This is a genomic window from Azospirillum sp. CT11-132, from assembly GCF_047302835.1.
GTDB lineage: Bacteria > Pseudomonadota > Alphaproteobacteria > Azospirillales > Azospirillaceae > Azospirillum.
Genome location: NZ_JBGLZA010000003.1, coordinates 1889249 through 1901801, shown reverse-complemented (window position 1 = coordinate 1901801; position 12553 = coordinate 1889249). Strand labels below are relative to the sequence as shown.

Here is a 12553-nt window from a genome sequence, read left to right as displayed (position 1 = left end):
GGCGTGATGGGACGGCTGCATCAGGTCAAGACCAACTTCACCGCCGGCGAGGTGTCGCGCCGCCTGCTCGGGCGCGGCGATCTCAAGGCCTATGACAACGGCGCGCTGGCCCTGCGCAACCTGTTCATCGACCCGACCGGCGGGGTGACCCGGCGGTCGGGGCTTGCCTTCACGGCACTGGCCCGTGGCGACGGCCGGCTGGTGGCGTTCGAGCGCAATGCCGAGCAGACCTATCTGCTGGTCTTCACCGACGGCTGGATCGACGTGTTCCAGGGCGGGACCAAGCTGGCCTCGGTTGCCGCGCCCTGGACGTTGACGCAACTGGCGCAGATCACCTGGACGCAGAGCGCCGACACGCTGCTGGTCTGCCATCCCGACCTGCCGCCGCGCAAGCTGACGCGCGGCGACAATGGCGGGTGGACGCTGGCGGAGTGGGCCTTCGCCGTCGAGGGGGAGTTGCTGCGCACGCCCTTCCACCGCTTCGGTGATCCGGCGGTGACGGTGACGCCGTCCGGCACCAGCGGGGCGATCAGCGTCACCGCGTCGGCCCCGGTGTTCGACCCCCGCCATGATGACACCCGCATCCGCATCAAAGGCAAGCAGTTGCAGGTGACCGGCGTGGTGTCGGCAACGCAGGTCAACGCGACGGTCAAGGAGGCATTGGCCGACACCCAGCCGACGACGCAATGGGAGGAGCAGGCCTTCTCGGCATTGCGCGGCTGGCCGGTGTCGGCGGCCTTCCATCAGGACCGGCTGGTGATCGGCGGGTCGCGCGACCTGCCCAACCGGCTGTGGCTGTCGCGCTCCGCCCAGATCTGGAACTTCGACCTGGGCGAGGGGCTGGACGATCAGGCCATCGAGTTCGGCATCCTGTCCGATCAGGTCAACGCGGTGCGCGCCGTCTTCTCCGGCCGGCATCTGCAGGTCTTCACCTCCGGCGCCGAATATATGGTGACCGGCGACCCGCTGACCCCGCAGAGCATGCAGGTCAACCGGCAGACGCGCATCGGCTCGCCGATGGACCGCGCCATCCCGCCGCGCGATGTGGAGGGGGCGACGCTGTTCGTGCCGCGCAACCGGCGCGAAATCCGCGAGTTCCTCTATACCGACACCGAAGCGGCCTATCAGGCCAACGATCTGGCGCTGTTGGCCCGCCATCTGGTGTCCAGCCCGCGCGACCAGGATTACGACCAGAACCGCCGGCTGCTGTTCGTGGCGATGGAGGACGGCTCGCTGGGGGCGCTGACCGCCTACCGGGCGGAGGACGTCACCGCCTGGACCCTGCTGGAGACCGACGGGGCGGTGCGCTCCGTCGCCGCGGTGGGGGACGAGGTCTATGCGCTGGTCGAGCGGCGCGGCGTCTGGACCGTCGAGCGGTTCGACGACGCGCTGAACCTCGACGCGGCGATCACCGGCGAAAGGGGTGAGGCAACCGCCGTGTGGGGTGGGCTGGCGCATCTGGAGGGGCGGACGGTCGCCATCGTCGCCGATGGAGTGATCCGCAACCCCGCCACGGTGCAGGCCGGCAGCGTCACGCTGGACCCGCCGGCGCGCAAGGTGGAGATCGGGCTGCCCTACACCCACCGGGTCGAGCCGCTGCCACCCAACCTGCTGGGGCAGGCGACCGGGGCCGACATCGTCCGGCTGGTCGCCGTCACCTTCCGGCTGGAGGAGACGGCGGCGCTGCGCGTCGATCTGGGGCGCGGGTTGCAGGAACTTCCGCTTCACCGCCTGGGGCCGCAACCGGCCGGCGGGGTGCCGCCGCGCGTGTCCGGCGACCGCCGGTTGCGGGCGCTCGGCTGGCGCCATGACACCGACGTCCCGCTGTGGCGCATCGAGCAGGATGCGCCGCTGCCCTTCACGCTGCTTTCCGTGACCATGGAATTGAAGGTGAATGACTGATGGGTGGAATCACTCCCCTCGTGACCACGGCGCTGCCGCTGGCGAACTCCGTCATCGGCACCGTGCGCAATGCCAGTGCCGGCCAGTCCGGCGCCGCCGCGCAACAGGCCGCCCAGCAAGCCGCCCAGCAAGCCGCTGCCGAGCTTGAGTACAAGCGCCAGCAGGACGCGGTGCAGGCCGCCGCCGCCCAGGCTGCGCTGGAGCAGAAATACCGCGAGGAAGCGGCGGCGGCGGAACGCAGCGCCCAGGCCGCCGCCGCCGCCCGCCAGCAGCAGGCCCAGCTGGAGGCCGAGGCGCAGGCCCGCCAGTGGAGCCATGACGCCGAGTTGCGGCAACGGGAGGAGGAGCTGCAGCGCCAGAAGGATGAGGCCGCCGCTGCGGCTGCGGCTGCGGCGCGGGCGAAGGAAATGGACGATTACCGCTCGTCCCAGGAACAGACTTTGGCCCAGTTGCGCGCCAGCCAGGAGGAGGCGGTCCGCGCCAAGGAAACTGACGCGCAAACCCAGCTGGCGCAGCTGACCGCGGCGGCGGACGCCGCCGAACAGCGCCGCCTGGCGGCGTTGCGGCAGGCGGTCAGCAAGACCCGCGCCGGGCTGGGCGCGCGCGGCGTCACCGCGCAGGACGGCTCCGGCGAGGCGATCCTGCTGGGCCTGACCAACTCCAGCGAGACCGAGCGCAAGGACGCCAAGGCGACCGACCAGTTGAAGCGCGCCGCCATCCAGCAGAGCCTGGACGAGGCCAAGCGCCGCAACCTGCTGGAGTTGTCGCAACTCGCCGACCGTCAGCGGCTGGAATACATGAGCAAGTTCTTCTGAGGGACGGCTCCCTCTCCCGTCCCGGGAGAGGGAAGGGGCCCAAGCGGAGCTTGGGAAGGGTGAGGGGTGATCCAAGGAACCATGCGGTTCGGGATTCTTGTATTCCCCCTCACCCTCCCCACCGCTGTGCGGCGGGTCCCCTCCCTCTCCCGGGGCGGGAGAGGGCATTTTCTTTTGGAGACCCCCGATGTCCACGTCGCTTCTCATCCCGCGCGGGACCCCGCGCGTGCAGTATCTCGCCGACGGTATGCAGCGGGTCTTCACCTACCCGTTCCCGATCTTCGCCGACGCGGATCTGCAGGTCTTCCTGGGCGCTGCGCTGCAGAGCACCGGCTATGCTGTCGGCGGGGCGGGCGCCGGCGCGGGCGGGGCGGTGACCTTCGCCACGGCGCCGGCGGAGGGGACCGTCGTGCTGCTGCGCCGCCGGCTGCCGATCGAACGGCGCAGCGACTTCGGCGAAAGCGGGCCGCTGCCGGCCTCCGCCCTCAATGGCGAGCTGGACCGGCTGACGGCGATGCTGCAGCAGGTGGCGGGCGACCAGGAGCTGATGCTGCGCTATGGCGACAGCGACCTGCCGGCTTCGCCGCTGTTGCCGGAGCGGGCCTTGCGCCAGGGCAAGCTGCTGGCCTTCGACAGCGCCGGCAATCCGACAATCCGCCCGCCGGTGGACGAGGAGGCGCTGGCGACCTATGTGCCGCCGGGTGCCGGGGCCACCGCCCGGCCGGTGCGCGACAAGCTGGCCGACCTCGCGTCGGTGAAGGATTTCGGCGCGGTGGGCGACGGGCTGGTCGATGACACGCTGGCCCTGCAGACGGCGCTGACCTCGGCCCGCGCGGTGTTCGTGCCGCCGGGAACCTACCGCATCGCCAACACGCTGACGCTCGGTTATGGGCGGACGCTGTACGGGGTGGGGCAGGCGTCGGTGATCCGTGGCGCGTCCAACGGCTTCGATCTGATCCATCTGCCGGACGGCTACGCCACCCTGTCGGGCCTGCGGCTGGAGCAGGGCAAGGCGGGGGTGCGGCTGTTCGGGCGCGACGGGCCTTGCGTGCAGAACAGCCTGACCGACCTGACCCTGTGGGAGCCGGAGGTGGGGCTGGTCTTCGACGGCTACATTGATCCGAACCTGCCTTGCTACTGGAACAACATCGCCCGCGTGCTGGTGGCGCGGCCGTCGCGGCACGGGGTGTGGCTGACGCGGACGGGGGCGGGCGACACGCCGAACGCCAACCGCTTCCACGCCGTGCGGGTCTATTCGCTGTCGGCGCCGATGAGCGGCTGCGGTTTCTTCGTCGAACAGGGGCGCTTCAACAACGCCTTCTTCGACTGCGAGGCCAATCTGTGGCGGCAGGCGGAGGCCTGCTTCCGTGTCGGCGCCGTCACCGACAAGACGCTGATCGTGAATTTCTACGCCGAATCGCTGGGCGCCCTGCCGAACCTGCAACTGGATGCCGGGTCGGTGGAGACGGCGATCGTCAACCTGTTCTCCGCCGCCGCCGGGCCGGCGATCCTCGACCGGTCGGGCGGGCAGTATACGGCGGTCAATGCCGGCTATCCGGAGAAGAACCGGTTTCAGCGCAGCCGCGTCACCGAACTGGTGGTGGAGGCGTTGCGTTACGACACCGAGTATGTGGAGCCGGCCACGGGCGGGGTGGTGGCGCTGGACCTGAGCAGTTCGGTCTATCTGGCCAGCGCCTATGGCGGGGCGGTGGAGTTGCGTCTACCCAAGGCCGGGGATGCCAACGGCCATGCGGTGACGATCAAGCGCACCGATGCGTCGGTCAACCCGCTGACGGTGACCGAGCTTGGCGGGCCGGGGCCGGACGGGCGGACGCTGTCGCTCGGCAACCGGTATGACTTCGTCACGCTGGTGTCGAACGGGGCGGGCTGGTGGATCGTCGCCGGCAACAGCCAGCCGGGCAACGCCCATTATCACGACACCCCCGGCCTGTTCGAGCCGGACCTGAACCAGCAGCTCTATCTGGTCAGCGCCTGGAGCGGGGCGGTGGAGGTGCGGCTGCCGGCGCCGTCGGCCCCCCATGCGGTCGGGCGGACAGTCACCGTCAAGAAGTCCGATACCGGCGGCAACCGCGTCACCGTCACCCAGGTTGGTGGCGGCGGACCGGACAGCGAGGCCATCGCGCTGACCGCGCAGGGCCACGCGGTGACGGCGATGTCCAACGGCGCCGGCTGGCACATCCTGGGGCGGAATCCATGACGGGAAAGGACGACGACAGCTTTTTCGGCTTCGTCGATGGCTGGAACGCCATGGTGGAGCTGAAGACCCCCGCCCACCATGCGGAGATGGCCGGCTGGCTGGAGGAGCACATGGCCGGGCCGAACCGGCGGATGCTGCTGATGGCCTTTCGCGGGTCGGGAAAATCGACGCTGGTCGGGCTGTTCGCGGCCTGGCTGCTGCTGCGCGATCCCAACCGCCGGCTGCTGGTGCTGGCCGCCGACCTGAAGCTGGCGATGAAGATGGTGCGCAACGTCAAGCGCATCCTGGAACGCCATCCCGGCTGCAGCCATCTGAAGCCGCCGAGCAAGGAGCGCGACCAGTGGGCGGCCGACCGTTTCACCGTGGTGCGGCCGATGGAGTTGCGCGACCCGTCGATGGCGGCGGCGGGGATCGGCGGCAACATCACCGGCAGCCGCGCCGACGTGGTGATCTGCGACGACGTGGAGGTGCCGCGCAACGCCGACACAGCGGTGAAGCGCGCAGCATTGCGCGAGCGTCTGTCGGAGCTGGAGTATGTGCTGGTGCCGGGCGGAGCGCAGCTTTACGTCGGCACACCGCATGCGCAGGACAGCCTCTATGCCGAGGAAACCGACGACGGCAGCCCGCCTTTCCTGGATGGGTTCGAGCGGCTGGCCCTGCCGGTCTACACCGAGGATGAGCAGGGCAAGCGCACCTACACCTGGAAGGAGCGCTTCGGCGAGGCGCATGTCGCCCGCATCCGCAAATCCACCGGTCCGAACAAATTCACCAGCCAGATGCTGCTGCGCCCGGTCAGCGTCGCCGACGGGGTGCTGGACGTCGAAAAGCTCGGCCGTTACGAGGCGGAGTTGGAGTATCGCGAGGCGCTGGGCCGCGCGGTGCTGACGCTGGACGGGGTGAAGCTGGTCTCCGCCACCTGCTGGTGGGACCCGGCCTTCGCCCGGCCAGCGGGGGAGGGGGACGGCAGGGTGAAGAGCGGTGACGGCAGCGTGGTCGCCGCGGTCTTCGCCGGGGAGGACAAGCGCCTCTATCTGCACCGGGTGCGGTATCTCGCCGTCGATCCCAAGGCGCCGGAGACGGAGGCCGACCAGCAATGCCGGCAGGTCTCCCGTTTTCTGGCCGACAACCATCTGCCGGCGGTCCACATCGAGATCAACGGCATCGGCCGCTTCCTGCCCGGACTGCTGCGCGAACGGCTGCGCAATGACCGGCTGGCCGCCGGGGTGGTGGAGGAGTTCAGCCACACGCCCAAGGTCCGGCGCATTTTGGAAGCCTTCGACGCGCTGCTGGCCGACCGCCGCCTTCTGGCCCACCGGCAGGTCTGGGAAACGTCGTTTATCCGCGAGATGCGCGACTGGCGCCCGGACGGCCGCTATCGCGGTCCCGACGACGGGCTGGACGCGGTTGCCGGCTGCCTGGGCGCCGAACCCCACCGCTTCGATCGCAGCACCGCCCCGGCAGACCACCGCGCCGACTGGCGCGGTGCGGGTGCGGTGATGGCGGAGGCGGATTGGGAGCTTTGAGGGTGGCGGTCGCCCGCTCTCTGAAGTGGAAGTCTGCATCCCGTCCTCTCGACCGTCATCCCCGCCTTCGCGCGGATAGCGGTCGGTTGGGCGGAGTTCCGGCTTCAAGGGCAGGCAGCCGAGAAGATTTTTGCTTTCGACATCCCCACACCACACGAACGGGAGACCCCGATGCATGATGCCCTGACTGGAGGCCTGGATCTCGCCTGGTGGATCACCGCCGTCGAGCTGCCGGCGATGGGCGGGCTGTTCTGGCTGATCGCGCGGGTGCGCAAGGATGCGGACAGCGCGCTGGACGATCTGCGCAGCCGGGCCGAGGAGGCCCAGGCGCAGGTGCGCGAGAGCCTTGCCGCCTATAAGCTGGAGGTCGCGAAGACCTATGTCTCCTTCGCGACGCTCAAGGACGTGGAACAACGCCTGACCGACCATCTGCTGCGGATCGAGACCAAGCTCGATTCGGGCTTCATGCCGTTCGAGGGCGGGCGGCGCTGACCGGGGCCTTGACCTTGCGGGCCGGCTCAGTCGGCGTGGTGGATCATCGTCTGGTAGATCTTCCAGGCGACCTCGACCGACACGCCGCCGGCCCGCGCGCCGGCAGCCAGCATGGTGGCGCTCGGCTTCAGCGGGACCGCGGTCTGACCCGGTTCGCACAGTGCGCCCATGGCGGTGACCGAGCCGCCCAGTTCCGCGTCGCAGGGCTGGGTCTTCTTCATCAGGCTCATGGAAATCGCGTTCATGGCGGGTCCTCCGTTGACTTGGAACTGTCACAGCAAAAGCAATGCCAACCGGTGCGAACGGCCTGAAGTCAGGGAATCGTGGAGGTTGAGAGCGCGAAGCGACCGATCCGGCGGGGAAGGCCGCCGCCGAATTTCAAAAATACCCGCAAAATGCCGAATAGTTTCGAGTGTGCTTTGCAAAATGCAACGCGCGAAGCGTGCGGAATTGCATTCGGGGAGTCGATCTTGCGTTGTGCCGGCGCTTGCCGGCCGCAGCATGCGGCTTCGAGGTCTCTGGCCGGTGACCGCGCGTTGCGTTAGTGTCCCACCGTCATGACCGACCGTATCATTCATCACATGTGCCGCGCGGACGAGTGGGACGCCGCCCGCCCGGCCGGCCGCTATCCCGGCTCGTCCCAGGATGCCCGGGACGGCTTCATCCATTTCTCGACCGCCGCGCAGGTGGTGGAGAGCGCCGCAAAGCACCGCGCCGGCCAGGACGGCCTGCTGCTGTTGACGGTGGACGCCGACCGGCTTGGCGACGCCCTGCGCTGGGAGCCGTCGCGCGGCGGGCAGCTGTTCCCGCATCTCTATGGGCCGCTGCCGGTGGATGCCGTGCTGCGCGTCGATCCGCTGCCGCTGGGGCCGGACGGGCGCCATGTCTTCCCGGCCGGCTTTCCCTTCACCCTTCAGGACCTCGTTCCGTGATCGACCTCTATCCGCTTGCCGGGCCGCTGCTGTTCCGCTTCGACCCCGAGACCGCGCATGGCCTGACCATCAAGGCGTTGAAGTCCGGACTGGTCCCGCCGGCCCGCGGCAAGGACGAACCGGCGCTGCACACCCGCGTCTGGGGGCTGGACTTCACCAACCCGGTCGGGCTGGCTGCCGGCTTCGACAAGAATGCCGAGGTGGTCGACGCCATGCTGAACCTGGGCTTCGGTTTCGTCGAACCCGGCAGCGTCACCCCGCGGCCCCAGCCCGGCAACCCGCGCCCCCGCCTGTTCCGGCTGGTGGAGCAGCGGGCGGTCATCAACCGCATGGGCTTCAACAACGAGGGGCTGGAGGCCTTCGCCCAGCGGCTGGAACGCCGCCGTGACTCCGGCAAGCGCGCGCCCGGCATCGTCGGCGCCAATCTGGGCAAGAATAAGGACACGGTGGATGCCGCCGACGATTACGTGATCGGCGTGCGCCGGCTGGCGCCGCTGACCGACTATCTGGTCGTCAACGTCTCCTCCCCCAACACGCCGGGACTGCGCGCGCTGCAGGGCCGCGACCCGCTACGCGCCCTGCTGGAGCGGGTGCTGGAGGCGCGGGCCGCCTGCGGCCTGAGCCGCAACCCGCCGCTGCTGCTGAAGATCGCCCCTGATCTGACGGTTGAGGACAAGAGCGACATCGCCGCGGTGGCGCTGGAGAGCGGCATCGACGGGCTGATCGTCTCCAACACCACCATCGCCCGGCCCGACAGCATCCCGGCGGCGATGCGCAGCGAGGCCGGCGGCCTGTCCGGCGCGCCGCTGTTCGAAGCCTCCACCTCCGTCCTGCGCGAGATCTACGCGCTGACCGGCGGCAAGCTGCCGATCGTCGGCGTGGGCGGTGTCGCGACCGGCGAAGACGCCTATGCCAAGATCCGCGCCGGCGCCTCGCTGGTGCAGCTCTATTCGGCGATGGTCTATGCCGGGCCGGCGGTGGTCCACCGCATCCGCCGCGAACTGGCGGAGCTGCTGCGTCGCGACGGCTTCCGCTCGGTCGCCGAGGCGGTGGGGGCGGATCACCGCTGAGGGTCCGCAGGATGCGGCGGGCAGGAGCGTAGCATTAACGGATCGTCAAGCGGGTGCCCCGACAGTGAGGAGCCCGCCACGGTTCCGTGTCATGCTCCTGCCAGAGGCTGCGCACCCGTGAAGGCCCTGACCGCCGACCTCCGCCCCGGAACCGCCTCATCCGCGGCCGTTCCCTTCACCCTGGTTCCCGCGATGACCCTGCTGACGCACCTCGTCTATGCGCTGGCCTATCTGATCGCCGGGGTTTCGGCCGGTGCGGCGCTGTGGGCGCTGCGTCCGGAGGCCGATCCGCTGGTGGCGTGGCTGGCCGGCGCGCTGGTGGTGCTGGCGGGTGCCCTGGTCCATGACGTGGTGACGCGGCTGGAGCGCGAACGCAAGGCCGCCCGCCGTATCGCCCGCCTGAACGACCGGGTGGAGGAGTTGGCCCATCTGCTGGAACAGCGGCTGGCGGCCGATCCCGGCGCCCAGCCCGACGGTGGCGTCCGCTACGACGCGGTGATGCAGGAGGTGAAGCTTCTGCAGTCGCTGGTCTCCCGCCTGACCGAACGGCGCGCTCCGCGTCCGCCGGCCGCAAGTGCCGAGCGCCGTCCCGCGCCGGCCCCGTCCGCCACTTCTCAGGCCGCGCCGGCGGCGCCGATGGACGACGCCGCGGTGCTGGAGGCGGTGCGCGACGCGCTGAAGGCCGACCGCATCGACGTCTATCTCCAGCCCATCGTCAGCCTGCCGCAGCGCAAGCACCGCTTCTACGAGGTATTCTCGCGCGTGCGGGCCGCCGACGGGCAGCAGATCATGCCCGACCGCTATCTCGACATCGCCGAGCGCGAGGGGCTGATCGCCACCATCGACAACCTGCTACTGGTCCGCTGCGTTCAGCTGATCCGCGAGACGGAGCGGCGCCAGCACGCCATCGGATTCTTCGCCAACATCTCCGCCGCGACGCTGGCCGATGCGGAGTTCATGCGCCAATTCCTGAACATGATGGCGCAGAACCACGCCCTGGTGCCGAAACTGGTGTTCGAGTTGAGCCAGCAGGATCTGCGCGCCGGCGGGGCGGTGACGATGGGCATCCTGTCGCAGCTGGCGCGGCTGGGCTTCCGCTTCTCGATGGATCAGGTGACGGACCTCGCCATCGACCTGGACCGGCTGCTGCGCCACGAGTTCCGCTGCATCAAGCTGGACCGCGCCCTGGTGCTCGACCCCGCCAATGCCGCGCGCATCCGCGAGCTGCGCCACCGCTGCGCCGCCGAAGGCATCGACCTGATCGTCGAGAAGATCGAGACGGAGAACCAGCTGGTCGAGGTGCTCGACACCGGCTTCGACTTCGGCCAGGGCTACCTGTTCGGCGAACCGCGGCTGAGCCGGAAGCCGGAGTGAGGCGGCGTAAGACCCCCACCTATCCTCCCCCGCTGGGCGGGGGAGGGTTGGGGTGGGGGCAAGTGCTTGAGCCGCGCTCCCCTTGATTTCCGCCACCGCGCTTGACATTCCCCCACGCGGCGATGGAAATTTCGCGTTCCCGGCCAAGTCCGGGCACCCGATGCGGGTGAGACCAACACTAGTGAAATGGTGACTTCGGTGACGTCCAACATCGCCATCACGCTGCCCGACGGCAGCGTGCGGGAGTTCGACCGGCCGGTGACGGGGCTTGAGATTGCCCAGTCCATCGGTTCGCGCCTGGCCAAAGATGCGCTTGCCGTCAAGATCGACGGCACGGTGAAGGACCTCACCACCACCGTCACTACCAACGCCAAGATCGAGATCGTCACGCGCAACCACGGCGACGCTCTCGAGGTCATCCGCCACGACGCCGCCCATGTGCTGGCCGATGCGGTGCAGAAGCTCTATCCCGGCACGCAGGTCACGATCGGCCCGTCGATCGCCACCGGCTTCTACTATGACTTCGCGCGCGACGAGCCGTTCACGCCCGAGGATCTGGAGAAGATCGAGGCGAAGATGCGCGAGATCGTCGGCGCCGACATCCCGATCGTGCGCGAGGTCTGGGACCGCGACGAGGCGGTCGCCTACTTCAAGAAGCTCGGCGAGCATTACAAGGCCGAGCTGATCGAGGCGATCCCTCAGGGCGAGCCGGTGTCGATCTACCGCCAGGGTGACTGGCTGGATCTGTGCCGCGGCCCCCACGCCATGACCACGGGCAAGGTCGGGCAGGGCTTCAAGCTGATGAAGGTGGCCGGCGCCTATTGGCGCGGCGACAGCCGCAACCCCATGCTCCAGCGCATCTACGGCACCGCCTGGCGCGACGAGAAGGAGCTGAAGGCCTACCTGCACCAGATCGAGGAGGCGGAGAAGCGCGACCACCGCAAGCTGGGCAAGGAACTGGACCTGTTCCATGTGCAGGAAGAGGCGGTCGGCTCGGTCTTCTGGCATCCGAAGGGCTGGACGCTCTACCAGACGCTGGAAACCTACATCCGCACCAAGCTGAAGGCCGCCGGCTATGTCGAGGTCAAGACGCCGCAGCTGATCGACAGCTCGCTGTTCAAGGCGTCGGGCCACTGGGACATGTATGGCGACAACATGTTCAAGGTGGAGGCCGACGGCGGCGAGAAGCTGCTGGGCATCAAGCCGATGAACTGCCCCGGCCATGTCCAGATCTTCCGCCACGGCCTGCGCTCCTACCGCGACCTGCCGATCCGCATGGCCGAGTTCGGCGCCTGCCACCGCAACGAGCCGTCGGGTGCGCTGCACGGCATCATGCGCGTCCGCGCCTTCACCCAGGACGACGCCCACATCTTCTGCACCGAGGATCAGGTGCAGAGCGAGGCGGCCGAGTATTTCAAGCTGCAGCTCGGCGTTTACAGGGATCTGGGCTTCGACAAGATCTCGGTGAAGCTGGCTCTGCGTCCGGACGTCCGCACCGGCGCCGACGAGCTGTGGGACCGGGCCGAAGGGGCGCTGGCCCAGGCGCTGCGCGACGCCGGGCTGGAGTATGAGGAACTGCCGGGCGAGGGCGCTTTCTACGGCCCCAAGGTGGAGTTCCACCTGACCGACGCCATCGGCCGGACCTGGCAGTGCGGCACGCTGCAGTACGACCCGAACCTGCCGGAACGACTCGATGCCAGCTATATCGGCGAGGATGGCGCTCGCCATCGGCCGATCATGCTGCACCGGGCGATTCTGGGGTCGATGGAGCGCTTCATCGGCATGCTGATCGAGCATTATGCCGGCAAGTTCCCGCTGTGGCTGTCGCCGGTGCAGGTCACCGTCGCCACCATCACCAGCGAGGCCGACGGCTATGCCGAGGAAGTGGCCAAGCTGTTGAAGCGCAAGGGCCTGCGCGTCGAACTCGACACCCGCAACGAGAAGATCAACCTGAAGGTCCGCGAGCACAGCCTGCAGAAGGTCCCCCTGATGCTGGTTGTCGGAAAGAGGGAAGCGGACGAACGGACGGTCGCGCTCCGCGTGCTGGGCGGCAAGGATCAGGAAATTCTTGCCCTCGACGCCGCCGTGGCTAAACTGGTTGAGGAAGCGAGATCGCCTGCCGGCGAAACCGTGACCGATTCGCCGTTTTAACCGACCGCGCGACGCCGCCGGCCCTCCTCTGGACGGCCGGCTTCCGCGTGGTTTCAGACCATGGAGAAGCGTCCAT

Annotated in this window: 10 protein-coding genes; 9 read left to right on the top strand and 1 reads right to left on the bottom strand. The window is 68.9% G+C overall.

All coding sequences use genetic code 11. The features are described 5' to 3' along the window. Positions 1-6 precede the first annotated feature (6 nt). The 5 genes from ACCD06_RS14795 to ACCD06_RS14775 all read left to right on the top strand — a co-directional run bounded on the left by ACCD06_RS14795 (position 7) and on the right by ACCD06_RS14775 (position 6950). Positions 7-1902, top strand: a complete 1896-nt coding sequence (locus ACCD06_RS14795) for a hypothetical protein (protein ID WP_109075958.1) — start codon at positions 7-9, stop codon at positions 1900-1902. After that, on the top strand, positions 1902-2717 hold the full coding sequence (locus ACCD06_RS14790) for a hypothetical protein (RefSeq protein ID WP_413341501.1): 816 nt from the start codon (positions 1902-1904) through the stop codon (positions 2715-2717). The genes ACCD06_RS14795 and ACCD06_RS14790 overlap by 1 nt, the downstream gene beginning before the upstream one ends. A gap of 187 nt (positions 2718-2904) precedes the next feature. After that, the gene (locus ACCD06_RS14785; RefSeq protein ID WP_109075940.1) at positions 2905-4935 is read left to right on the top strand and encodes a glycosyl hydrolase family 28-related protein; all 2031 of its coding nucleotides are present in this window, start codon (positions 2905-2907) and stop codon (positions 4933-4935) included. Continuing rightward, the gene (terL, locus tag ACCD06_RS14780) at positions 4932-6458 is read left to right on the top strand and encodes a phage terminase large subunit (protein WP_109075941.1); all 1527 of its coding nucleotides are present in this window, start codon (positions 4932-4934) and stop codon (positions 6456-6458) included. Before ACCD06_RS14785 ends, terL begins: the two co-directional genes overlap by 4 nt. A gap of 171 nt (positions 6459-6629) precedes the next feature. After that, positions 6630-6950 (top strand): hypothetical protein, encoded by a 321-nt coding sequence (locus ACCD06_RS14775; protein ID WP_109075942.1) that lies wholly within the window; start codon positions 6630-6632, stop codon positions 6948-6950. A 26-nt stretch (positions 6951-6976) separates the two neighbouring features. Here the strand turns inward: ACCD06_RS14775 and ACCD06_RS14770 are convergent, their stop codons facing one another. Beyond that, complete coding sequence (locus ACCD06_RS14770) at positions 6977-7195, bottom strand: hypothetical protein (protein WP_109075943.1); 219 nt, start codon at positions 7193-7195, stop codon at positions 6977-6979. 312 nt (positions 7196-7507) lie between these two features. Between ACCD06_RS14770 and ACCD06_RS14765 the strand changes: the two genes are divergently transcribed. The 4 genes from ACCD06_RS14765 to thrS all read left to right on the top strand — a co-directional run bounded on the left by ACCD06_RS14765 (position 7508) and on the right by thrS (position 12477). Further along, a complete protein-coding gene (locus tag ACCD06_RS14765) occupies positions 7508-7882 on the top strand; it encodes a DUF952 domain-containing protein (RefSeq protein WP_109075944.1) in 375 nt (124 codons plus the stop codon). Further along, positions 7879-8952: a quinone-dependent dihydroorotate dehydrogenase gene (locus ACCD06_RS14760; protein WP_109075945.1), complete on the top strand. Its 1074-nt coding sequence runs from the start codon at positions 7879-7881 to the stop codon at positions 8950-8952. The genes ACCD06_RS14765 and ACCD06_RS14760 overlap by 4 nt, the downstream gene beginning before the upstream one ends. A 117-nt stretch (positions 8953-9069) precedes the next feature. Next, positions 9070-10326 carry an EAL domain-containing protein gene (locus ACCD06_RS14755; RefSeq protein ID WP_413341498.1) on the top strand — a complete coding sequence of 419 codons (1257 nt, stop codon included), beginning with the start codon at positions 9070-9072 and terminating at the stop codon, positions 10324-10326. Between the two features lie 186 nt (positions 10327-10512). Next, complete coding sequence (gene thrS / locus ACCD06_RS14750) at positions 10513-12477, top strand: threonine--tRNA ligase (protein ID WP_109075946.1); 1965 nt, start codon at positions 10513-10515, stop codon at positions 12475-12477. Positions 12478-12553: the final 76 nt, after the last annotated feature.